The organism is Nocardia sp. XZ_19_385 (assembly GCF_015355755.1).
In the GTDB taxonomy this organism is placed as follows: domain Bacteria; phylum Actinomycetota; class Actinomycetes; order Mycobacteriales; family Mycobacteriaceae; genus Nocardia.
The window spans coordinates 599,955-622,747 of record NZ_JACVEE010000004.1; the positions used below are offsets into that span (position 1 = coordinate 599,955).

Consider the following 22,793-nt stretch of genomic DNA (forward strand, 5'->3'; position numbering starts at 1 on the left):
ATACCCGGCCGCCACCGGGGCCGAAGGAAGGTCGACCACATGAGCGAACACGAGGTGCGGTAATGAGTACGCTGCACAAGTTCAAGGCTTACTTCGGCATGGTTCCGCTCGAGGATTACGAAGACGACTACGTCGCCGACGATCTGCGCGGAACCGCCGCACCCGCCCCGCGCGGTGGGAGCGAGCCGCGGGGTGCGCGTGGTCGGAGCCCCTACGCGGGCGGCTACCCCGCCGACCGCTACGCCGAAGACCCTTACGGCGCCGAGCGTTACGCTCCGGCCGACCGGTTCGACGACGAGCCGGACTACGCCGAACCCGCGCCGGTCTACAAGCCGTACAAGGCCGGATACCCGGTAGCGCGCCGCGACGACTATGCCGAGGAGTCCTACGGCGACGATCGCTACGAGGCGCCCCGGCGCCCCACCCGGATCGAGTCGGCTCCGTCGTCGGGCCGTCGCTTCACCGCTGGTGGCGGCGCGCCGATGATGCGCGGAGCGACCCGCGGTGCGCTCGCTGTCGATCCCGACGCCGAGGAGCGCCGGCTGGAGGAGCGCGTGCGCCCCGAACCGGCCCCCGCGCGCCGGCCCGGGATCTTCGAGGACGGAGGTCCCTTGTCCAAGATCACGACACTGCGCCCGCGCGATTACAGCGAGGCCCGGATCATCGGCGAGCGGTTCCGCGAAGGTAACCCGGTGATCATGGACCTGGTCGACCTGAGCAACGCCGACGCCAAGCGGCTCGTGGATTTCGCGGCCGGACTCGCGTTCGCGCTGCGGGGTTCGTTCGACAAGGTGGCCACGAAGGTGTTCCTGCTCTCGCCGGCCGATGTCGACGTCTCCGCCGAGGAGCGGCGCCGGATCGCCGAAACCGGCTTCTACAACCAGAAATAGGGTTGTGATCAGGGGGTTTCAGCAGATCCGTTGCGCCGGGGGCGGTGTGGTCATTTTGCGCGGCGCGGATTTTGCGGCAGAGTGAGGTCGTGGCCTTGTTCGCGGTGCTCTACCTCGTGCTGTTCATCTTCTGGCTGTTGTTGATCAGCCGGGTGATTGTCGAGTTCATCCGTAGCTTCGCCCGTGACTGGCGACCGACCGGGTTCGTTGTTGTCCTCCTGGAGGTGATCTTCACGATCACCGACCCGCCGGTGAAACTGCTGAGGCGTTTGATACCCACGGTGTCATTGGGAGGAATTCGACTCGATCTGTCGATCATGGTCCTGCTGTTCGCGGTGTTTATCGCGATGTCGTTTGCCGAAGCGCGCGTGTCGTGACGACCAATCGTTCGCAGGCACAGCCAACCGGTAGCTCCGGTGTGACAGAATGGTCCGAGATACCTTGCTAGATCTGCTACATCTCCAAAAGACGCGTGAAGGGATCCTTCCATGCCGCTGACTCCAGCCGATGTGCACAACGTCGCGTTCAGCAAACCGCCGATCGGGAAGCGCGGCTACAACGAGGATGAAGTCGATGCCTTCCTTGACCTTGTGGAGCAGGAACTTTCACGGCTGATCGAGGAGAACGCCGACCTGCGCCAGCGGGTTGCCGAGCTCGATGCCGAACTGGCCGATGCCAAGAAGAACCGCCCGGCCGCGCCCGCACCGGTGAAAGCCCCTGTGCAGCAGGCGCCCCCGCCGCCGGAGCCGATCAAGCCGCCGGTGCAGGCTCCGCCGCCGCCGATGCCCGTCGCGGCCGCGCCGAAGGAAGCCCCCGGCGCCGATGCCAATCTGCAGGCCGCCAAGGTCCTCAGCCTCGCCCAGGAGATGGCGGACCGGCTGACGAGCGACGCGAAGGTCGAAGCTGAGAATTTGCTCTCGAACGCGCGCGCCAACTCCGAGCGCCTAGTGGGCGACGCCAGAACACGCTCCGAGGCGATGATCGGCGACGCCCGGCAGAAGTCCGAGGCCATGCTGACCGACGCGCAGAACCGCTCGGACAACCAGTTGCGCCAGGCCAAGGAAAAGGCCGACGCCCTGCAGGCCGACGCCGAGCGCAAGCACACCGAGATCATGGCGACCATCACCCAGCAGCGCAGCGTGCTGGAGAGCCGGATCGAGCAGCTGAAGACCTTCGAGCGCGAATACCGCGTGCGGCTCAAGTCGTACCTGGAATCGCAGCTGGAGGAGTTGGAGAACCGTGGGTCGGCGGTTCCGGTGGACGGCGGCGAAGCCTTCGCCGATGCCGGCGCCGGGAACAACCTCGCGCCCGCACAGTTCGCCAAGGGCTCTAAGTAAACCCTGCCCCCCGTCGGCTGCGCGTCCTGCCATCCCCCCAGGGGGTCACCATGCTCGTCTTGACGCTCGTTCTCGCTGCGATCGGGTTCGCCCTGCTCGTGACAGCACTGACCACCGGGTCGGTGCTGTGGGCCTGGGGTTGCATCCTGGTGTGCGTGCTCGGTGCGGTGCTGCTGCTGGTCAGCGCGCTGTCCATGCGCAAGCCGGACGGCGAGGCAGTGCCGCCGCCGGGGCGGCACGCGAAACGATGAGAACCTGTCAGCACCTTGCACCTTCGTGATCATGAGCTACTTGCTTGTACCCGAGCTCAGGGCTACGGAAACCTGCTGGACAGTACTGGTTAGAATCGAGAGAAACACGGCGTCGATCCGGCCATCACCGGGGAGCCTTCGGAAGAACGGCGCGACCAGCGCTTACTAGAACCGAGCGGGTTGAGCCCGTCACAGCTCACAACGAGAGGTCCGTGCGGTTCGGCACGGACAAACGGGGTGGTACCGCGGTTACGGCGCACCGGCGCCGGCATCGTCCCCGTGCCTAACAGATACGCGCTCTCGGGCGCGGTGGCACGAGGAGACGTACCCGCGATGGCGGAGCAGACTGGCAAGGCCGCATACCCTCGCGTCGATCTCGGCGCCGGTAGCGGCGGGTCCTTCCCGGATCTGGAGCGCAAGGTCCTCGACGCGTGGGCTGCCGACGACACGTTCCAGGCCAGCATCGAGAACCGGTCCGGCGCGGGCGAGTTCGTCTTCTACGACGGGCCGCCGTTCGCCAACGGTTTGCCGCACTACGGACATCTGCTCACCGGATATGTGAAGGACCTCATTCCGAGGTTTCAGACGATGCGGGGCAACAAGGTCGACCGGCGATTCGGCTGGGACTGCCACGGATTGCCCGCGGAAATCGAAGCGGAAAAGCAGCTCGGTATCACGGACAAATCACAGATCGATGCGATGGGTTTGGCGGAATTCAATGCCGCCTGCAAATCCTCGGTGCTGCGGTATACCGGTGAATGGCGCGACTATGTGACGCGTCAGGCACGCTGGGTGGACTTCGACAACGACTACAAGACGCTGGATCTCGACTTCATGGAGTCGGTGATGTGGGCGTTCAAGTCGTTGTACGACAAGGGCCTGATCTATCAGGGCTTCCGGGTGCTGCCCTACAGCTGGTACGAGCAGACGCCGCTGTCCAATCAGGAAACCCGCCTCGACGACGCCTACAAGATGCGCCAGGATCCGGCGGTCACCGTCGACATGGTGCTGAGCGTGCCGAGCGACCATCCGCTACACGAGCTGGACGGCGCGAACGCGCTCATCTGGACCACCACGCCGTGGACCTTGCCCTCGAACCTCGCGATCGCGGTGCACCCCGAGGTGCGGTACGTGCACCTGCGCGCCGCCGACGGCAAGCGCTATGTGCTGGCCGCCGAGCGGGTTTCGCATTACGTCCGGGAGTTCGGCGAGGAGCCCGAGGTGCTGTCCGAGCACCTGGGCGCGGCGCTGGTGGGCCTGAGCTACGCTCCGCCGTTCGATTTCTTTGCCGGGCACCCGAACTCGCACCGGGTGCTCGCGGCCGACTACGTGACCACCGACTCCGGCACCGGAATCGTGCACCTCGCACCGGCATTCGGTGAGGAGGACATGGATGTCGCCGCGGCCAACGGGATCGAGATCGTGCAGCCGCTGGATCCGGGCGGCAAGTTCACCTCGATGGTGCCGCCGTACGAGGGCCTGATGGTCTTCGACGCCAACCCGGCGATCATCAAGGACCTCAAGGCCGCCGGAAAGCTGTTGCGGCACGAGACGATCGAGCACTCCTACCCGCACAGCTGGCGTTCCGGTCAGCCGCTGATCTACATGGCGGTGCCGTCCTGGTTCGTCGCGGTGACCAAGTTCCGCGATCGCATGGTGGAGCTGAACCAGCAGATCAGCTGGGTGCCCGAGCATATCCGCGACGGTCAGTTCGGCAAGTGGCTCGAAGGCGCGCGGGACTGGAACATCAGCCGTAACCGCTACTGGGGCAGTCCGATCCCGGTGTGGGTGTCCGACGACCCGGCCTACCCGCGCCTGGACGTGTACGGCTCGCTGGACGAGCTGGAGCGCGACTTCGGCGTGCGCCCGGACGATCTGCACCGCCCGATGATCGACGACCTGGTCCGGCCGAATCCCGATGACCCGACCGGCAAGTCGATGATGCGGCGCGTGCCCGAGGTGCTGGACTGCTGGTTCGAGTCGGGCTCCATGCCCTACGCGCAGGTGCACTACCCGTTCGAGAACAAGGAGTGGTTCGACAGCCACTTCCCGGGTGATTTCATCGTCGAGTACAACGGGCAGACCCGCGGCTGGTTCTACACCCTGCACGTACTGTCCACCGCGCTCTTCGACAGCCCGGCGTTCAAAACCGTTGCCGCACACGGCATCGTGCTCGGTGACGACGGCCTGAAGATGTCCAAGTCCAAGGGCAACTACCCGGATGTGAACGAGGTGTTCAACCGGGACGGCTCCGACGCCATGCGCTGGTTCCTGATGAGCTCGCCGATCCTGCGGGGCGGCAACCTCATCGTCACCGAGCGCGGCATCCGCGAGGGGGTCAGCCATGCGCTGCGCCCGCTCTGGAACGCGTGGACCTTCCTGCAGCTCTACACCTCGGAAGCCGGTGTGTGGCGCACGGATTCGCCGCACGTCCTGGACCGGTACATCCTGGCCAAGCTGGCCGCGACGCGGGACGTGATGACCGAGGCGCTGGAGACCTACGACATCGCCGGCGCCTGCGACGAGCTGCGCCAGTTCGCCGACGCGCTCACCAATTGGTATGTGCGCCGGTCGCGTTCGCGCTTCTGGTCCGAGGACCGCGACGCCGTGGACACCCTGCACACGGTGCTCGAGGTGGTCACCCGGCTGGCCGCGCCGCTGCTGCCGCTGGTCGCCGAGGTGATCTGGCGCGGGCTCACCGGCGAGCGCTCGGTGCACCTGGCCGATTGGCCCAAGGAGGGTGAGCTCCCGCAGGATCCGGATCTGGTCGCCGCCATGGACGAGGTGCGGATGGTCTGCTCCACGGTGCTGAGCCTGCGTAAGGCGCAGAACCTGCGGGTGCGGCTGCCGCTGGCCGAGGTCACCATCGCGGCCGCCGACGCCGAGCGGATGCGGCCCTACGCCGATATCATCGCCGACGAGGTGAACGTCAAGAAGGTGGACCTGACCACCGATGTCGCCGTGCACGGCCGCTTCGAGCTGGTCGTGAACGCGCGCGCCGCGGGTCCGCGTCTGGGCAAGGACGTGCAGACGGTGATCAAGGCGGTCAAGGCCGGTGACTGGTCCGAGAGCGCCGACGGTGTCGTCACCGCGGCCGGCATCAAGTTGCTGCCCGAGGAATACACCCAGCGCCTGGTCGCCGCCGAGCCCGAGTCCACCGCCGCGCTGCCCGGCAATGCCGGGCTGGTGGTGCTCGATTCGGTGGTGACCGAGGAACTGGAGGCCGAGGGCTGGGCCCGCGACCTCATCCGTGACCTGCAGGAAAGCCGCAAGTCCGCGGGCCTGGACGTCTCGGACCGGATCGCCGTGGTGCTGGAGGTGCCCGCCGAGCGGCTGGGCTGGGCCGAGACGCATCGCGATCTGATCGCGGGCGAAATCCTCGCCACCGCACTGACTTTCGGTGACGCGGGCGCGAATGCGGCCGAGATCGTGGGCGGCGTCAAGGTTTCGCTCGGCAAGGCCTGAGCCTTGTCCTCCTGAGCGAGGCGAAGATCTACCCGGGGCCAGCTCCTACCCAGGAGCCGGCCCCGTTTTTCTTTACGCCCCCGCATCTCGACCGTGACCGAGATGCAATGCTGAAAGTTAGCTAGAAGCTTGTTCCGCAAGTCGCTCGGGCGCAGAATTCGGTGTTGCTACTGGGACACAGAGATACCTCCGTGATAGCTGAGGAGATGCGTGCCGTGCCGAAGACATCGGAAAGACCCGGTAAGTGGACTAGTTTGGGCCTGCTACTGGCCGCACCCGCGGTCTGCGCGGCTCTGCTGACCCCCTGCACCGCCGCGGCCGACCCCGGCGCGGCCACCCTCGGCAACACCGCCGAGACCGCCCAGGAGACCACCTACCTGGAACAGACCGTGCGTATGGCCGAGTTTCTCGCCACGGCCGGTGTGAACCTGGCCGAAACCCTCAACGAGGTCGGAAGCAGCAGCGGCTCCGCCGAATTCCCGCTGCCCATCGCCAGCCCCCGCGGGCTCGCCGCGCTCGCGCTCGCCACCACGCAGGTGGGCAAGCCCTACCAGTGGGGTGGCAACGGGCCGCACGCCTGGGACTGCTCGGGTCTGGTCCAGTGGGCCTATCGCCAGGTGGGGATCAAGCTGCCGCGCACCACCTGGGAACAGGCGAAGGTGGGCATCCCGGTGGCGTTCATCGGTTTGGCGCCGGGCGATGTGGTGGTCCTGAACCGAGACGGCTCGCATGTGGGCATCTACGCCGGGATGGGCCAGATTCTCAACGCCTACGACTGGGGCGTCCCGGTCGGGCTGACCCCGCTGCGCGAATTCAACATCTACGCCATCCGCCGGTTCTTCTGAGCTAGCTTTCCCCGGTCACCAGCCCGCGCAACAGCGGGCCGTACTCGGGATGCGCCAGCGCGGAAGCGAATTGGGCGACGAGGTAATCGGCCGGGTTGCCGGTGTCGTACCAGCGACCCCGGATGACCTGGCCGTAGACCGGGTGGCCGGCCGCGAACACATTGATCGCATCGGTGAGATACACCTCGCCGCTGCGATGTTCGTACCAGGCGTCGGTCTGCCGTTGCAGCTCCTCGATGATGCCTGGAGTTACCACGTAGCCCCCGATCGCGGCGTAGGCCGACGGGGCGTCGGCGGGCTTGGGCTTCTCCCGCAGTCCGGTGATGCGCAGCAGGCCGTTGCCCTGATCGTCGGCGACGACCGGTACGCCGTACCGGCTCGATTCGGCCGGATCCATCGGCATCAGCGCGAGGACGGGCGCGCCGGTGGCCTCGTAGGCGTCGACCAGTTGCTGGGCGCGCGGTACCTCGGCGACGAACACGTCGTCCGGCCACAGCACCAGCATCGGCTCGTCACCGGCGTTGCGGGCCGCGTTCAGGACCGGCGTGCCGTTGCCGTAGGGGCCGTGCTGGTCGAGGTAGGTGATGTGGCCGAGCCGGGACAGCTCGCCGACCTCCGCGACAGCGTCGGCGTAGGCGTCCTTGCCGTCCGAGCGCAGCTGCGCGACCAGGGCGGGGTTGGGGCGGAAGTGATCCTGGATCAACGACTTTCCACCGCTGACGACGATGGTGATGTCGGTGATGCCGGACGCGACGAGCTCGCGCACGGTGTGCTCGATGACCGGCTTGTCACCGACCGGCAGCATCTCCTTCGGGATGGCCTTGGTGAGCGGGAGGAGCCGAGAGCCGATTCCAGCGGCCGGGATGACGGCCTTGCGGATCTTCATACCCCCGATCATCACACACCCACGGGGGTGCCAAGTCCGATCGGGGCAGGTCAAGACGGGTAGACCGGGACTCAGGGGCGGCAGCTATCACGCAGTCAACGGCCGGCCCGCCGGTCGGTGAATCTGTCGGTGCGGCCGCGTAGATTCCTGGCCGTGAGGACCCTGAACCCGCGGCGGGCGCGGTGAGTACCCAGCCGCCATACCCGCCGGAGGATGCGGAACGCCCCGCCCGGCGCTGGGTCCTGCACATCGACATGGATGCCTTCTTCGCATCCGTCGAGCAACTGACCCGTCCCACCCTGCGTGGGCGACCGGTGCTCGTCGGCGGCACCGGCGGGCGCGGTGTGGTCGCCGGGGCGAGCTATGAGGCCCGGGTCTACGGCGCACGCTCGGCGATGCCGATGCATCAGGCGCGGCGGCTGGTCGGGGTCACGGCGGTGGTGGTGCCGCCGCGCGGTGTGGTCTACGGCGAGCTGAGCGGCCGGGTGTTCGAGGCGCTGCGCAGCCGGATCCCGGTGCTGGAGACGCTGTCGTTCGACGAGGCCTTCGGCGAGCCCGCGGAATTGGCCGGTGCGACGGTGGCGCAGGTGCACGAGTTCAGCACCGAACTGCGCGCGGTGGTCCGGGAGCGGACCGGTCTGGTCGCCTCGGTCGGCGCGGGGACCGGCAAACAGTTGGCGAAGATCGCGTCCGGTTTGGCCAAACCCGATGGTATCCGGGTGGTTTCGCCCGCCGAACAGCAGCGGCTACTGGCCGCGCTGCCGGTCCGCAAACTCTGGGGGATCGGGCCCGTCGCCGAAAGCAGGCTGCGCTCACTGGGTATCGAGACCGTCGGCGCGTTCGCCGCGCTGCCCGAGTCCGAGGCCGCTTCGATTCTCGGCGGCAGCCTGGGCCTCGCGCTGCACCGGCTGGCCCGCGGCATCGACGATCGCCCGGTCGCCGAACGCGCCGAGGCCAAACAGATCAGCGCCGAGAACACCTACGAGACCGACATCGTCACCCTCGCTCAGCTGCGGCCCGCGATCGAGGTGATGGCCGCGTCCGCGCACCGCCGGCTGGAGAAGGACGGCCGGGCGGCGCGCACCGTGGTGCTGAAACTGAAGAAGTCCGACATGAGTGTGGTCACCCGCTCGTTCACCTTGCCGTACGCGACAACGGATCTGGCAACCCTGTCCACCGCCGCGCAGCGGTCCGCGATCGATCCGGCCGAGTTGGGCCCGATCCGGTTGGTGGGGGTTGGTTTCGGTGGCCTGTCCACCGTGCGGCAGGAGTCGCTGTTCCCGGAGCTGGATCAGGATCCGATCGAGGACAGCGCGGCCGCCTGGGTGCCCGAAACGCCCGCCCCCGCCGCCGCGGACGACACGCCAGAGCCCCGAGCAACCTTCTGGTATCCCGGAATGGATGTCACCCACCCGGAATTCGGGCACGGCTGGGTGCAGGGGGCCGGATTGGGAGTGGTCACAGTACGTTTCGAGACCAGTTCGACAGGGCCGGGCCCAGCGCGTACCTTCAGCGCCGACGACATCAGTCTGTCCCGTGCGGATCCGCTCGACAGCCTCCACTAGCCTGAAGCACCGGCTGTAAATTTTCAGAATCCACGGAACCTACTCGAACGCAAAGGACGAGCAGTTGAAGCTTCGTAAGACTGGACGTATCGCGATCGCCGGCTTGGCACTCGCCGCCGCACTGAGCATGACCGCCTGTGGCAGCGACGACAAGAAGGACACTTCGACGGCGAAGAGTTCGACGACCAGTGCCATGGCGACGGCCACCAGCGCGGCGAACGTGCCGCCGGTCCCGACCGTGGCGGAGCTGAACGCCCAGCTGCAGAAGGCGCTCGACCCGAGTGTGCCGAATGCTGACAAGCTGGACATGGTGCAGGGTGCGCAGGCTGATCCGGAACTGCCGGGGCGTCTCGCGCAGGCCGTCGAGCAGTCGGGTGCGAAGGCCGAGGTTACTGAGGTTACGGCGTTCGGTGACACCATCAACGCCAAGGCGAAGATCACGATCAACGGCCAGGAGAACATCGCTGACGTGCCGTTTGTTGCGGAAGACGGTAAGTGGAAGGTGCAGAAGACCTGGGCCTGCCAGATGCTGCAGTTGGCCAATGTGCAATCGGTTGCTTGCACGGCCTAGTTTTCGCGGGTCGGGCGACGCCTCGCTGCCGCCCGGTTTTCGTCCCGCCTACTGAGTGCGTAGTCGGGACGAAGCCTCGCTGACGCTCGGCTTTCGTCCCGCCTACGAGTTCGGAGGGGCACCGGGGGCGCTTCGCTTCCCCGGTGCCGCACTGCTTCGGGCTTGCCTCGCTTCGCTCGGCGTTCGCCCTGAGGTGCTGAAAAGCATTGGTGCAGGGTTGGTGTGGGTGGTTGGCGGCTGCCCTGGAATAGTCCCTTGACGTGCGGGGATGCTGTTGTGGCGTGGGACTGTCTGGGTGGCAACGGGTTTCAGTTTTCGGAATCGCCGCTATTATCAGGCTCCGTGGCTGACACAATGGTGTGGGCGGGGCAGTCCGTCGACGAATCCGGGACTGAGACCGCGCGTTCGGAGAAGTATCGCGGGTGGGCTCGTCCCGTCGCGTTGATCGCGGCGTTGATCGGTGCGCTGTGTGCGGTCGCGATTCCCTTTCTGCCGGTGCGGATGGATGTCGCCACTATCTCGTGGCCGCAAGCCGGGTCGGTTACCAGTGTTCAAGCGCCGTTGACCGCATATGCGCCGATCGGGTTGTCGGCGCAGGTGCCGTGTACCGCGATGACGGCGCTCGCGGAGACCGGTGGGGTGGTCATGTCGACCATCCCGCGGCAGTCGGCGGATATGGAGCGGTACGGGTTCGTTGTCAAGGTGGTGGCTGATGCCGCTGACAGACCCGGGCGGGTGGATGTTGTCTCGCGGAATACGCTGCTGTGGTCGGCGCCGTTGGAGGCGGTGCGGGGGCAGAACTGTTCGGTGGCAGTTGAATTGGCTGCTGGGAAGAACTCGGTGGCTGTCAGTGGTGCTGGGCCGATCAGTTCTGGTGACCTCGCTGCCAAAGATCTACGGCCGCAAGTGGTTGGGGTTTTCAGTGAGGTAAAGGGCGCTCCGCCAGCGGGTTTGGGTGTGGATATCGCGGTCGATTCGCGGTTCTCCACCTCGCCGACGGCGTTGAAGCTCGCGGCGATCATCTTGTGTGTGCTCGCGACGTTGGTCGCGCTGGTGGCTCTGCATCGACTCGACTGTCTGGACGGCCGGGCGACGCGGCGGTTCCTGCCGACGCGATGGTGGCGGTTGCGGCCGGTCGACGGGGTGGTGTTCGCGACGCTCGGTGTCTGGCATTTCATAGGTGCCAACACTTCTGATGACGGTTACATCCTCGGTATGGCGCGGGGTGCGCAGAGCTCCGGGTACATGTCGAACTACTACCGGTGGTTCAGCGTCGATGAGGGGCCCTTCTACACGCCCTACACCGATGTGATCGGCTGGCTGGCGCAGATTTCCACGGTCAGTCCGTGGGTTCGGTTGCCTACCTTGGCTTCCGCGGTGATCTGCTGGTGGGTGATCAGTCGTGAGGTGTTGCCGCGGCTGGGGGCCGCGTTGCGGGGTGGGGTCGCGGTGTGGACCTCGGCGTTGATGTTCCTGGCGTTCTGGCTGCCCTACAACAACGGGCTGCGGGCCGAATTCGTGGTGGCGACGGGAGTGCTGCTCACCTGGGTGTCGGTGGAGCGGGCGCTGGCCACTCGGCGGCTGCTGCCGTATGCGTGCGCGATCATCATTGCGGCGTTCACCCTGACCGCTGCTCCGTCGGGGTTGATCTGTATCGGGGCGCTGGCCGCCGGTGCGCGGGGGATGACGGAAGTCGTTGTGCGGCGGGCGAAGACGGCTGGGTATCTGTCGTTGCTCACTCCGCTGTTCGCGGCCGGTGTGCTGGTGCTGACCGTGGTCTTCGCCGACCGGACGCTGGCCGCGGTGCTCGAGATGCTGCGGGTGCATGACCTGATCAAGCCGGGGGAGTCGTGGTTCTTCGAGTATCTGCGCTACCAGTATCTGATCACCCCGAGTGGTGACGGCTGGCTGACCCGGCGGTTCGGCATGTTCATGCTGCTGCTCGGACTGATCGTGTGCGTGGTGAGCATGCTGCGCCGCGGTGGGCAGCTGCCCGGGACGGCTGTCGGGCCGACGCGGCGGCTGGTGGGCATCACGTTCGCCGCGATGGTGCTGATGATGTTCTCGCCCACCAAGTGGAATCACCAGTTCGGTGTGTTCGCGGGGCTGGCGGGGTGCGTCGCGGCGCTCACCGCGGTGGCGGTCGGGCACGGGGTGCTGCGCTCGGTGCGTAACCGTGCGTTGTTCGCGGCGGCGGTGTTCTTCACCCTCGCAATGACTTTCGTGGCGGCCAACGGGTACTGGTATGTGTCGTCGTGGGGTATCCCGTGGTGGGACAAGGCGCCCGAGATCGCGGGCAAGGGGCTCTCGTCCGTCGCGGCCGGTCTGTCGGTGCTGGCGCTGGTGGTGGCGGGGTGGTGGCATATCCGCCCGGATACTCGCCTGAGACCGTGGGCGGAGAAGGTCACCCGGGTGCCGGTGCTGGCGCTGGTCGCCGCGTTCATGGTGCTGTTCCTGGTGGGCTCGTTCGCCAAAGCCACTGTGTCGCAATACCCCGCGTATTCGCTCGGGAAATCCAATGTCTCCGCCGCGTTCGCCGGTGGTTGTGGTCTCGCCGATGACGTTCTGGTGGAAACGAATCCGAACGCGTCCATGCTCGCGCCGCTGACCGGGGACACGGCTACCACACTTGCGGGGACCGAATCCGGCGGCTTCGGCCCGAACGGCGTTGCCCCCGTGCTGGTCTCGGACGAGGTGGAATCCGAAACCGGTCGAGCGAACACGGTCTCCAGCGACCCGGAGGAACTCCAGGACGCCGCGGAATCGGCGGACTCGGAATCGGATACGACGAGCGGCAGCACCGTCGCGCTGCCCTTCGGGCTGGATCCAGCCACCACCCCGGTGCTCGGCAGCTACCGCGAGGGCGCGCAGACTCCGGCCGCGCTGAACACCGGCTGGTTCCGACTACCCAGTGCGGTCGACGGAAGTCGCGGTGACATCATCGCCATCGCGGTGGCGGGCCGGATCCGCTCTATCGACTCCGATGGTGTCGTGCATCCCGGGCAGCATCTCGAACTCGAATACGGCACAACGGGTTCCGACGGCAATGTCGCCGCGGGTGGGCGGATCCTGCCGATCGACATCGGCCCCGCGCCGCTGTGGCGCAACGTGCGCGTCCCGCTCGATCAGCTGCCCGGCGACGCCGACGTGGTCCGCCTGGTCGCCGAGGACAAGGATCTCGGCAAGGACCAGTGGCTGGCGGTCACCCCGCCGCGGGTCCCGCAGACGAAAACCTTGAACGCCCTGCTCGGTTCGCGGACGCCGGTGCTGATGGACTGGGCTGTCGGCCTGAACTTTCCCTGCCAGAACCACCTGCCCACCCGGGTCGGCGTCTCCGCGCTGCCCGAATACCGGATCCTGCCGGACCGCACCGGCGCCTCCATCACCAACATGTGGCAGGACCACGTCGGCGGCGGACCGCTCGGCTGGACCCAGCTGCTGTACACCACCCGCACCGTCCCGGCCTATCTGAACCACGATTGGGATCGGCCCGGTGACTGGGGTTCGCTCGAGCAGTACATCCCGTTGGACCCCAACGCCGTTCGCGCTCAGGTTCAGGTCGAACCGGTGCACCGCTGGGGCACCTGGACGCCGGGCCCGATCAACGTCAGCTGGTAGCGGGGGTGCAGGCGCTGATGGCGTCGTCGAGCGTGGCGATGTACCACGACTCGGCCGCGCCGGCGTCGTCGCGCAGCGCCCGCAGCGCCGGAAGGAATTCCGGCGAGCCGAGCACGGTCGCGGCCTCGATGGCCAGCGTGCTCGGGTCGTCGGCGAGCATGGTGTGCAGCGCGGCCACCGCGCGCACGTCACCGCGTCGCGCGAGGCCCATGGCGGCCTCGGCGGCGGTTTCCGGATCGTGGTCGTCCAGGCGGGCGGAGAGCGCGTCCCGCACCGCGGGCGTATCGATGTCGAGCTGGGTGCCCAGCCCGAACACCGCCCAATCCCGCACCATGTCTTCAGGATCGGTACTCAACCGGACCAGCGCGTCCACCGCCTCGCCCGCGGGCGGCTCCCCGGCGATCGTGGCCAGCGCGACCGCGGCCGAGAACCGGATACCCCGGTCTTCGGAGCCGGCGTGCGGCAGCACGAACGGCAGCCCCCGCGGATCGTAGTGATGCCCGAACCCGCCGATCGCCGACGCGACCACCCGCGGATCCGAATCCCCGCACGCCGCCGCGAACAACGGCAACGCCTCCTCCAAGAATGGCTTCTCGTGCGCGTACCCGTACTGACTCAGCACATCGACGGCCAGCAACCGGGTCGTCGCATCCGCCGAATCCACCAGTGCCGCAACAGCATCGAAGGTCCCCCGATCGGTCCGGTGCTGTAACTCCGTCACCGTCCGCCACCACCGATCGTCCTCCGGATCCCCCACCACCAACGCCCGCTCCAGCAACTCCGCAGAACCCACCCCCGCGAGGTCGCTACCGGCCCTATCACTCATAGCCATCGCATCCACGTCATGCCCAGCATTCTCCCCGCGCCACCCCTGCCAACACCCTCACCCCACACCGCAACGGCGTGTTGCGCCGCAACACGATAGACCACCGCTTGTTGTCGGCGGGCGGGACCCGGCGGATTCGGTGCCTGCGAGGTGCCGTGGCGGAGCTCGCCGGGTCAGTCTCCGTGTTCGAGGCGCAGTGTCATCAGTTCGGGCCAGGTTTGGGACCAGGGGCGCACCGGGGTGGTGCAGTGCCAGAGGCGGATCCCGTGGTTCACGCCTTGGTAGCCGGTGGGGTTGTCGAGGCGGGCTAGTGGAGTCACGGAGGTGAATTGGGTGGTGAGGGTGGGGGCGAGGCTGTCGCCGCCGAGGTAGAGGACGCGGGTCGCGGTGTCGGGTGGTGGGCCGAAGTAGCCGTAGCCGCGGCTCGGGCTGTAGATCGGGGGGAGGTCCTTGGTGGACAGGACGTCGAGTGCGCTGGCCTGCCAGTAGTTCTGGGTCATGATGATGGTGTCGGATCGTTCGGTGTCCGGCAGGGCCGCGACGGCGCGTTCGACGGTGTCGACGAGTTGCGGCCAGCCGTGCAGGCCGAAGAATTGGGCGCGGATTGCCATGTCGCCGTTGCGGATCGCGGGTGTGTGCAGCCAGGAGTGTGGCAGGGGGAGTAGGCAGACTGCGGCCACGACGGTCGTCACCCCGATGACGAAATAGGCGGTCAGCAGCTTCTTGGTGCGGTCGCGCAGCTCGTCGCCGACGAGGTAGACCGCGGCTGTCGCGTAGAAGACCGCGAACCCGTCGCCCAGGTAGTAGGGGCGTAGGCCGGCGAGAAACACCGCGAGCAGCGGTATGACACCCAGCGGAAGCAGGAAACGGTAGGGGCGCAGTCGCGGTGCTCGGGCGACCGCCCAGATCCCGAGCAGCAGCAGAATTCCGCTCGGGCCGGTGGTCAGGATCAGTTCCCGGATCGCCGAGGCGAGTTGTCCGTCGGACATGGCGGTCTGCTCCGAACGGATCACCGCGCCCATCGCGATCTGCGGCCATTCGTGGCGGGCCTGCCACAGCAGCGCCGGAATCGTCGACAGCGCCAGGATCGCGGTACCGGCCCACAACGCCGGGCGGCGGAACACCTCCCGTGGCCCGCACAGCAGCACGCTGATCCCGAGCACGCCCCAGATACCCAGCACCATCCATTTCACTTGAAAGTCCACCGCCGCAACCACACCCGCCGCGATCAGCAGTAGGTCCTGGCGGGTGCGAACCCAGCGGATCAGCAGCCAGCACACCAGCGAGATCAGTGCCGCGTCGTAGGCGAAGGTGCTGAGTGCCGCGGACTGCTGCACGGCGAACGGCGTGCAAATGTAGCTCAACGCGGCGACCAGCTGAGCGGCCCGCCCGCCACCGAGCTCGCGGGCGATCAGCGCGGCCAGGCCGACAGTCGCCACCGTCAGGACGACGACCGGAAGCCGAAGCAGCACAGCGGAACCCGGTGCGATCAAGTCCGAGAGATAGGCCTGCAACGGAACCAGCGGCCCCTGGTCGGCGAAGCCCCAGGACGGTCGCCGCCCGACCGGGACGAGATACAGCTCGTCGCCCCACAGCGGATATCGCCCCACCCGCGCGCTCAGCAGAACAGCGAGAAGTCCGCTCAGGATCGACAATTCGCGCCACGCGAAGGTCGGCAACGCCGTCGGCGCTGTGGTCTGGATGTCCTCGGCGGCGCGCATCGCGGCCCTCCGTACCAACGGTTCGAACGATGCGACCGGGCCCCGCCCCACCGCACACAAGCTGACGAAACGCGATGCTAGCCAAGCAATCCCCTCTTCCCCCTCCCCATCCACCCATCTCACAGCCACCTCACCCCGCGGTTGGTGGTCCCCACAGTCCGGCCTGCATCGCGGTGACCGGCGGCGGCGTTGCGAGCGCACGGCGCGGCGTTCGAACGGGTGGTGTTCGCGGTGTGGGGGCGGGAGCCGGTCACCCCGAACCGCACAGCGTTCGAGGAACGGTTCGCGGTCTAGGTGGGTTCCGCGACGACCGGCTGACTGTTGCGCCGGGCGCGGGCGCGGCGCAGGGCATCGGTCGTGAAGATCGCCAGGGCGGCCCAGATCAGGGCGAATCCGGCCCAGCGGGAGGCCGGCATGGGTTCGTGCATGACGGCGACGCCCCACGCCATTTGCAGTGCGGGGGTGAGGTATTGGAGCAGTCCCATGGTGGAGAGGGGGACACGCTGGGCGGCGACAGCGAACAGCAGCAGGGGGACCAGGGTGACGGGGCCGGTGGCGAGCAGCAGGCCGGTATGGGCCGGGCTGGAGGCGAACTCGGTGCGTCCGGAGAACACCAGGTAGGCGATGAAGGCCAGGGCGAAAGGGGCGGCGACGATGCCTTCGGCGGCGATTCCACGCAACGCGTCCAGGCGGATGACCTTCTTGACGAGCCCATAGGTGGCGAACGAGCAGGCGAGGACCAGCGCGATGTAGGGCGGTCTGCCGTAGTCGACGGTGAGCACCGCCACGGCGAGCGCGCCGAGCCCCAGCGCCACCCACTGCGCCTTGGCCAGCTTCTCCCGGAAGATCACCACACCGAACGCGACGGTGACCAGCGGGTTGATGAAGTACCCCAGCGCGCACTCGACCACGTGCCCGCTGAGCACGCCATAGACGTACACACCCCAGTTCAGCGACAGCGCGAACGACGCCACCGCCGCCAGCCGCCAGGTCTTGGCATCGATGCCGATCAGCTCACGTAGCCGCCCGCTGAACGCCAGCACGATCAGGACCATCACCAGCGTCCAGACGATGCGTTGCGCCACCACCTCGACCGAGTCGGCGAAGGCGAGCAGACCGAAGAAGGCCGGGAACAGGCCCCAGATCAGGTACGCGCCTGTCCCGAACACCACACCGGGAGCCGATCCGATTCGCCGCACGCGATGCACGCTACTAGTGCGGGTGGCACGCGGTCATCCCATAATCCGTCGACTGCCCCGCGCGGCACGAACCGGGTCGAAGTCCGACACGCTTTAGGCTGGCGTGCATGTCGATCACCGTGCAGGCCGATGCCGCCACCGGACTCACCGCGGCGGAGGTGGAGGAACGTCGCCGCGACGGGCGCACCAACGACGTGCCCGACCGGGCCAGTCGCTCGGTGCGCGAGATCGTGCGCGCGAATGTCTTCACCCGCATCAACGCGATTCTCGGTGTGCTGTTCCTGCTGGTGCTGGCCACCGGTTCGCTGATCGACGGCATGTTCGGCCTGCTCATCGTCGCCAACAGCGCGGTCGGCATCATTCAGGAGGTGCGGGCCAAGCGCACCCTGGACCAGCTGGCGATCGTCAGCCAGGCCAAGCCGACGGTGCGCCGCGACGGGAAGGCCACCGAGATCCCGCCGCGTGAGGTCGTGCTGGACGACCTGATCGAGCTCGGCCCCGGCGATCAGATCGTGGTCGACGGCGAGGTCGAGGAGTCAGCGGCGCTGGAGGTCGACGAGTCGCTGCTCACCGGTGAGGCGGACCCGGTGGACAAGCCGCTGGGCACCTCGGTCATGTCGGGCAGCTACGTCGTCTCCGGCAGCGGCGCCTACCGCGCCACCAAGGTCGGCAAGGACGCCTACGCGGCCAAACTCGCCGAGGAGGCCAGCAAGTTCACCCTCGTGCACTCCGAACTGCGCAGCGGTATCGACAAGATCCTGAAGTTCATCACCTACCTGCTGATCCCGGCCGGTGTGCTGATCATCTACAACCAGCTGTTCTCGAGTGGCGAGTCCTGGCGGCCCGCGGTCACCGGCATGGTCGCGGCGCTGGTGCCGATGGTGCCCGAGGGCTTGGTGCTGATGACCTCCATCGCCTTCGCCGTCGGCGTGGTGCGGCTGGGCCGGCGGCAGTGCCTGGTGCAGGAATTGCCCGCGATCGAGGGCCTGGCCCGCGTCGACGTGGTGTGCGCGGACAAGACCGGCACGCTCACCGAGAACGGCATGCGCCTGTCCGACATCAAGGTGCTCGACGCCGACGGTGACGGCAAGATCGACGAGGCCGAGGTGCGAAACGCGTTGGCCGCCATGGCCGCCGGTGATCCGCGCCCGAATGCCAGCGTGCAGGCGATCGCCGAAGCGCTGCCCGAGGGTCCGGGCTGGACCCAGACCGCCGTCGCCCCGTTCTCCTCGGCGAAGAAGTGGAGCGGCCAGTCCTACGGCGAGCACGGTGACTGGCTGCTCGGCGCGCCCGACGTGCTGCTCGACTCGGGCTCCGAAGATGCCCGTCTCGCAGAGCAACTCGGCTCCTCCGGCTTGCGCATCCTGCTGCTCGGCCGCAGCGACCGTCCGGTCGACGCCCCGGACGCGCCGGGCACCGTGCAGCCCGCCGCGCTGGTGGTGCTGGAGCAGAAGGTCCGCCCCGACGCCCGCGAAACCCTCGAATACTTTGCCTCCCAGAACGTTACGGTGAAGGTGATCTCCGGCGACAACGCCGTCTCGGTGGGCGCGGTCGCGGCCTCACTGGATCTGCCCGGCGGCGACAACGCCGTCGACGCCCGCAAATTGCCGGACGAGCAGGAGCCCTTGGCCGACGCGCTGGAGGAGCACACCACCTTCGGCCGGGTCCGTCCGGACCAGAAGCGAGCCATGGTGGGCGCCTTGCAGTCTCGCGGCCACACCGTCGCGATGACCGGCGACGGCGTGAACGACGTACTGGCGCTCAAGGACGCCGACATCGGCGTGGCGATGGGCGCGGGCAGCCCGGCGACCCGCGCGGTGGCGCAGATCGTGTTGCTGGACAACAAGTTCGCCACCCTGCCCTACGTGGTCGGCGAGGGCCGGCGCGTGATCGGCAATATCGAGCGCGTCTCGAACCTGTTCCTCACCAAGACCGTTTACTCGGTGCTGCTGGCGTTCCTGGTCGGCGTGGCCGGTGTCGGTTCGCAGATCTTCGGGTACGAACCGCTCGGATATCCGTTCCTGCCACGGCATGTCACGATCGCCGCCTGGTTCACCATCGGTATCCCCGCGTTCATCCTGTCGCTGGCGCCGAACAACGAACGCGCCCGCACCGGGTTCGTTTCGCGGGTGATGCGGCTGGCGATCCCGTCCGGTGCGGTGATCGGCGTGTCGACATTCATCGCCTACCTGATCGCCTATGAAGGCCCCGATGCGTCCGAAACCGAACGCGTGCAGGCGAGTACGACGGCGCTCATCACCCTGATCATGATCGCGGTGTGGGTGCTGGCCCTGGTGGCGCGGCCCTACGTGTGGTGGAAGATCGTGTTGATCGGCGCGTCGGTGGCGGCCTACATCTTCCTGTTCTCGATGCCGTTCACCCGCGAGTTCTTCAAACTCGACCCGTCGAACGTGCGGCTCACCACGGCCGCGCTGGTGCTCGGTGCGGTCGGCATCGTGCTGGTGGAGGCGGCCTGGTGGATCACCGCGAAACTGCGCGGCGGGCAAACACATCCGATCCCGTCGACCGCCTGACCCCCTACTGGACATTCGACCCGGCGCGCCAACGAGAAGCCTTGTGCGCAAGGGTGATTGGGTGTTGGAGTACCTTCAGCGACTATGGAGGTATTGCTGCACCAGATCGACGCGTTCACGGACGCACCGTTCTCGGGCAACCCGGCCGCGGTCATGCCGCTGCCGGGTTGGTTGCCCGATCAGTTGCTGCTGGACTTGGCGCAGGAGAACAACCTGGCCGAAACCGCCTTCTACACGTCGCAATTACCCCCGGACGCGGGCCCGCCGCCGGGCGCCGGACCGGCTTTCCACCTGCGCTGGTTCACCCCCACCGTGGAGGTCGAACTGTGTGGGCACGCGACCCTGGCCAGCGCCGCCCAGATCCTGGAAGACGTCTACCCCGGTGTCGACCAGGTGAACTTTTACACCCGTAGCGGCTGGCTGCGCGTGGACCGCACCGACGACGACGAATACGTTCTCGACCTCCCCGCCCTGGCGTCCACCGAAACCGAACCGGACCCGGCCCTGGTCGCCGCCCTCGGTGTGCGCCCGGTGCGCGCCTACACCGGCTTCGACGAAATCCTCGTCCTCGGCTCCGAACAGGAAGTCCGCGACGCCACGCCGGATTTCGCCGCTTTCCCGCCCTTGCGTTTCGACGCGGTCATCACCGCACTCGGCGACACTTCCGACATCGTCTCCCGCGTCTTCGGTCCCGCGCTGGGAGTCGCCGAGGATCCGGTCACCGGATCCGCTCACGCCCAACTGATCCCGCTGTGGTGCCGGGAACTCGGCCGCAGCCGCATCACCGCCCGCCAGCTCTCCCGTCGCGGCGGTAGCTTGCGCGGCGAACTCGACGGCGACCGCGTCTTCTTGTACGGCCGCTGCCGCCGCTACCTCGACGGCGTCGTCACCTTGCCCGACTGACCCGGCTGTCGCACACCTAGTCGTTCTGCCGTTGTACCGACCGGGTGTGCGACAAGCCCTTTGGGGCGATGGTTGCAGGGCAATCAGGTCGTCGGAGTGACCAGGCCTGCTTCATAGGCGGCGATTACTAGTTGGACGCGGTCGCGGGCAAGCGCCTTCGCGAGGATTCGACTGACGTGCGTCTTCACGGTAAGCGGGCTCACGACAAGGGTTTCCGCGATCTCGGCGTTCGTCATCCCCTTGGCGATGAGCACGAGCACGTCGAGTTCGCGCTCGGTGAGCGCACCGAGGCTTGGGCGCGGAGCCGGATCGGGGACCGAGCGAACCCGGGCGATCACCGTGGCGGTCGCGCTGGGGGAGAGCAGCGCCTCACCGGCGGCAACGGTGCGAATGGCGTCCAGCAGCGCCGCGGGCTTGGTGTCCTTGATGAGAAAACCACTGGCCCCGGCACGCAACGCGGCAAGCACGTTGTCATCGGTGTCGTAGGTGGTGAGCACCAATACCCTGACGCCCGCCAGGTTCTCATCGGCGGCGATGAGCGTGGTCGCGGCAATCCCGTCGAGATCCGGCATCCGAATATCCATCACCACCACATCAGCCCGCTCGCTGCGCGCCAATTCCACTGCCTCACGCCCAGTCCCGGCCTCACCCACCACCTCCATATCCGGCGCGGAGGCGACCAACATGGCGAACGCGCCACGAACCAGCGCCTGGTCGTCCGCCAACACCACCCGAATCATGAGATACCTCCATGGATTTCGCGGCCATCGATGCCGCTCGACAGGTTCGGGCGGGTGGCCGTTTTCGGTGCGGGCCTGGTACCCGTGAGGGATGCCGGCGGCCGCAGCCCGGGCGAAGGCCCGACGCAAATAATGGTCGGTTGCCGATCCGCGCTACCCCGACTTCGATCACCTGGTGCCGCTGGTGATTTCGGCTCCGTCAGTGTCGAGAAGATCGGAGCCCGATGCCTCGGCAGGCGGACCGGCAGTGGGGTCAGCGGCTACGGGGAGGTCGGCGGTGACGGTGAAACCTTTTGCGGAGCCTTCCGCGAGCACAGTCCCGCCGATGGCCTCGGCGCGTTCCATCATCCCGCGGATGCCGAAACCTGGTGTCGCGTTGCTACTTCCGCGGCCGTCGTCGGACACCCGGATTACCAGTCGATCCGGGTGGTACTCGAGGCGCACGGTGGTGTGGTCCGCGCAGCCGTGCTTGGCCACATTGGTCAGTGCCTCTTGGACAATCCGGTAGCCGACCATTTCCACCGTCGGCGTCAGTCGGCGGGCGGGACCGGTGGTCTCGAATTCGACGGTGACACCGGCCGCTTCGGCCAGTGCCGCCAGTGAATGCACCTGTGCCAGGGCAGGAAGCGGACCCCGCGCCTCGCTGCCGGGAGTGCGCAGCACGCCCACGGTTGCGGAGAGTTCGGCGCGCGCGTCGGCGCAGGCGCCGGAGATGGTGTCCAGGGCGCCGAGCACCGTCGCCGGTTCGGCTTGGCGCTCGGTGAGCAGATGCGCGGCGACACCGGCCTGGACCTGGATGACGGTGATCGTGTGCGCCAGCAGATCGTGCAGGTCGCGGGCGATACGGAGTCGCTCCTCGGCTACCTGGCGGCGGGCCTCCTCGTCGCGGGAGCGTTCCGCGCGTTCGGCCCGGTCCAGCACCTCGGCGATATATGCGCGATGCAGTCGTACCGCTTCGCCCGCTACGCAGGCGAGCACGATCCAGCCGATCGCGCCGAAGGCCTGCAACGCGATGTTCTCGCTGTCCTCGCCCGACATCAGGATGCCGCCGAGACCGAAGGTCAGGACCGCGGCGACCATGACGGCGGTGCGCCGCCGATTGCCGTGCCGGGCGGCGGTATAGAGCGCGACGATGGTCGCCGGGATGATCGCCTCGTGCGGAAACTCGTTGGCGTGGTAGGGGATCGCCGTCGCCAGGTGTGCGATCAACACGGGCACCGGTGCGTAGGTACGGGCCGCCAGCGGCGCCGTGGCCAGGATCAGCAGCAGCGCGCCGAATCCGTCCAGCGGCCGCGAGCTCGGAATCAGCGTCGCTGCGATCAGTTCAGCGATCAGCAGTGCGGCTGCGAGCAGGCCGTCGGTCCACCAGTGGCTGACCGGTCTCCGGACCGTCACCTCCGCCGTGCCCTGCTCGGTCTCCATTTCAGACATTCTCCGCCAGC

At 67.5% G+C, this 22,793-nt stretch carries 17 protein-coding genes; 11 read left to right on the forward strand and 6 right to left on the reverse strand.

All coding sequences use genetic code 11. The annotated features are described in order from the left end of the window. The first annotated feature begins 62 nt into the window (after positions 1-62). From sepF to IBX22_RS31760, 6 genes are all read left to right on the forward strand, one after another. Positions 63-890 carry a cell division protein SepF gene (sepF, locus tag IBX22_RS31735; RefSeq protein ID WP_194819423.1) on the forward strand — a complete coding sequence of 276 codons (828 nt, stop codon included), beginning with the start codon at positions 63-65 and terminating at the stop codon, positions 888-890. Positions 891-979: 89 nt separating this feature from the next. Beyond that, entirely contained in the window at positions 980-1,267 is a 288-nt protein-coding gene (locus IBX22_RS31740) for a YggT family protein (protein WP_194819424.1), read from the forward strand. A gap of 111 nt (positions 1,268-1,378) precedes the next feature. Next, the gene (locus tag IBX22_RS31745) at positions 1,379-2,227 is read left to right on the forward strand and encodes a DivIVA domain-containing protein (RefSeq protein WP_194819425.1); all 849 of its coding nucleotides are present in this window, start codon (positions 1,379-1,381) and stop codon (positions 2,225-2,227) included. A 50-nt stretch (positions 2,228-2,277) separates the two neighbouring features. Next, positions 2,278-2,478, forward strand: a complete 201-nt coding sequence (locus IBX22_RS31750) for a hypothetical protein (protein ID WP_194819426.1) — start codon at positions 2,278-2,280, stop codon at positions 2,476-2,478. A 333-nt stretch (positions 2,479-2,811) separates the two neighbouring features. Beyond that, the gene (gene ileS / locus IBX22_RS31755; RefSeq protein ID WP_194819427.1) at positions 2,812-5,943 is read left to right on the forward strand and encodes an isoleucine--tRNA ligase; all 3,132 of its coding nucleotides are present in this window, start codon (positions 2,812-2,814) and stop codon (positions 5,941-5,943) included. Between the two features lie 395 nt (positions 5,944-6,338). After that, on the forward strand, positions 6,339-6,788 hold the full coding sequence (locus IBX22_RS31760) for a C40 family peptidase (RefSeq protein ID WP_194819551.1): 450 nt from the start codon (positions 6,339-6,341) through the stop codon (positions 6,786-6,788). A 1-nt stretch (position 6,789) separates the two neighbouring features. Here the strand turns inward: IBX22_RS31760 and IBX22_RS31765 are convergent, their stop codons facing one another. Beyond that, complete coding sequence (locus IBX22_RS31765; protein WP_194819428.1) at positions 6,790-7,674, reverse strand: UTP--glucose-1-phosphate uridylyltransferase; 885 nt, start codon at positions 7,672-7,674, stop codon at positions 6,790-6,792. Between the two features lie 254 nt (positions 7,675-7,928). Here IBX22_RS31765 and IBX22_RS31770 point away from each other — a divergent pair, with 254 nt between their 5' ends. The 3 genes from IBX22_RS31770 to IBX22_RS31780 all read left to right on the forward strand — a co-directional run bounded on the left by IBX22_RS31770 (position 7,929) and on the right by IBX22_RS31780 (position 13,428). Then, complete coding sequence (locus IBX22_RS31770) at positions 7,929-9,239, forward strand: DNA polymerase IV (protein WP_194819552.1); 1,311 nt, start codon at positions 7,929-7,931, stop codon at positions 9,237-9,239. A gap of 64 nt (positions 9,240-9,303) precedes the next feature. Next, complete coding sequence (locus tag IBX22_RS31775) at positions 9,304-9,810, forward strand: hypothetical protein (protein WP_194819429.1); 507 nt, start codon at positions 9,304-9,306, stop codon at positions 9,808-9,810. Between the two features lie 354 nt (positions 9,811-10,164). Then, positions 10,165-13,428, forward strand: a complete 3,264-nt coding sequence (locus IBX22_RS31780; protein ID WP_194819553.1) for an arabinosyltransferase domain-containing protein — start codon at positions 10,165-10,167, stop codon at positions 13,426-13,428. On the opposite strand, the gene IBX22_RS31785 is transcribed toward IBX22_RS31780, so the two are convergent. The 3 genes from IBX22_RS31785 to rarD form a co-directional block, all read right to left on the reverse strand. Then, positions 13,418-14,254, reverse strand: coding sequence for a HEAT repeat domain-containing protein (locus IBX22_RS31785; RefSeq protein ID WP_194819430.1), 837 nt, complete (start codon positions 14,252-14,254; stop codon positions 13,418-13,420). The two genes, IBX22_RS31780 and IBX22_RS31785, sit on opposite strands and share 11 nt — an antisense overlap. Positions 14,255-14,427: 173 nt before the next feature. Then, entirely contained in the window at positions 14,428-15,975 is a 1,548-nt protein-coding gene (locus IBX22_RS31790) for a glycosyltransferase family 39 protein (protein WP_194819431.1), read from the reverse strand. Positions 15,976-16,265: 290 nt separating this feature from the next. Beyond that, positions 16,266-17,174 carry an EamA family transporter RarD gene (rarD, locus tag IBX22_RS31795; RefSeq protein ID WP_194819432.1) on the reverse strand — a complete coding sequence of 303 codons (909 nt, stop codon included), beginning with the start codon at positions 17,172-17,174 and terminating at the stop codon, positions 16,266-16,268. 107 nt (positions 17,175-17,281) lie between these two features. Here rarD and IBX22_RS31800 point away from each other — a divergent pair, with 107 nt between their 5' ends. Together IBX22_RS31800 and IBX22_RS31805 are read left to right on the forward strand one after the other, a co-directional pair. Further along, on the forward strand, positions 17,282-19,708 hold the full coding sequence (locus tag IBX22_RS31800; protein WP_194819433.1) for a cation-translocating P-type ATPase: 2,427 nt from the start codon (positions 17,282-17,284) through the stop codon (positions 19,706-19,708). Positions 19,709-19,792: 84 nt separating this feature from the next. Continuing rightward, positions 19,793-20,611, forward strand: coding sequence for a PhzF family phenazine biosynthesis protein (locus tag IBX22_RS31805; RefSeq protein ID WP_194819434.1), 819 nt, complete (start codon positions 19,793-19,795; stop codon positions 20,609-20,611). Positions 20,612-20,694: 83 nt separating this feature from the next. Here the strand turns inward: IBX22_RS31805 and IBX22_RS31810 are convergent, their stop codons facing one another. Both IBX22_RS31810 and IBX22_RS31815 read right to left on the reverse strand, forming a co-directional pair. Beyond that, entirely contained in the window at positions 20,695-21,351 is a 657-nt protein-coding gene (locus IBX22_RS31810) for a response regulator transcription factor (RefSeq protein ID WP_194819435.1), read from the reverse strand. A gap of 168 nt (positions 21,352-21,519) precedes the next feature. Then, complete coding sequence (locus IBX22_RS31815) at positions 21,520-22,773, reverse strand: sensor histidine kinase (RefSeq protein WP_194819436.1); 1,254 nt, start codon at positions 22,771-22,773, stop codon at positions 21,520-21,522. Positions 22,774-22,793 lie beyond the last annotated feature (20 nt).

What these genes read in the sequence shown, in the direction of transcription:
- IBX22_RS31780 (WP_194819553.1), top strand. Translation starts at nt 10,165, where the DNA reads ATGGTGTGGGCGGGGCAGTCCGTCGACGAATCCGGGACTGAGACCGCG.
- IBX22_RS31805 (WP_194819434.1), top strand. Translation starts at nt 19,793, where the DNA reads ATGGAGGTATTGCTGCACCAGATCGACGCGTTCACGGACGCACCGTTC.
- IBX22_RS31760 (WP_194819551.1), top strand. Translation starts at nt 6,339, where the DNA reads ATGGCCGAGTTTCTCGCCACGGCCGGTGTGAACCTGGCCGAAACCCTC.
- sepF (WP_194819423.1), top strand. Translation starts at nt 63, where the DNA reads ATGAGTACGCTGCACAAGTTCAAGGCTTACTTCGGCATGGTTCCGCTC.
- IBX22_RS31815 (WP_194819436.1), bottom strand. Translation starts at nt 22,773, where the DNA reads ATGGAGACCGAGCAGGGCACGGCGGAGGTGACGGTCCGGAGACCGGTC.
- IBX22_RS31800 (WP_194819433.1), top strand. Translation starts at nt 17,282, where the DNA reads ATGTCGATCACCGTGCAGGCCGATGCCGCCACCGGACTCACCGCGGCG.
- IBX22_RS31810 (WP_194819435.1), bottom strand. Translation starts at nt 21,351, where the DNA reads ATGATTCGGGTGGTGTTGGCGGACGACCAGGCGCTGGTTCGTGGCGCG.
- ileS (WP_194819427.1), top strand. Translation starts at nt 2,812, where the DNA reads ATGGCGGAGCAGACTGGCAAGGCCGCATACCCTCGCGTCGATCTCGGC.
- IBX22_RS31785 (WP_194819430.1), bottom strand. Translation starts at nt 14,254, where the DNA reads ATGAGTGATAGGGCCGGTAGCGACCTCGCGGGGGTGGGTTCTGCGGAG.
- IBX22_RS31750 (WP_194819426.1), top strand. Translation starts at nt 2,278, where the DNA reads ATGCTCGTCTTGACGCTCGTTCTCGCTGCGATCGGGTTCGCCCTGCTC.
- IBX22_RS31765 (WP_194819428.1), bottom strand. Translation starts at nt 7,674, where the DNA reads ATGAAGATCCGCAAGGCCGTCATCCCGGCCGCTGGAATCGGCTCTCGG.
- IBX22_RS31790 (WP_194819431.1), bottom strand. Translation starts at nt 15,975, where the DNA reads ATGCGCGCCGCCGAGGACATCCAGACCACAGCGCCGACGGCGTTGCCG.
- IBX22_RS31770 (WP_194819552.1), top strand. Translation starts at nt 7,929, where the DNA reads ATGGATGCCTTCTTCGCATCCGTCGAGCAACTGACCCGTCCCACCCTG.
- IBX22_RS31745 (WP_194819425.1), top strand. Translation starts at nt 1,379, where the DNA reads ATGCCGCTGACTCCAGCCGATGTGCACAACGTCGCGTTCAGCAAACCG.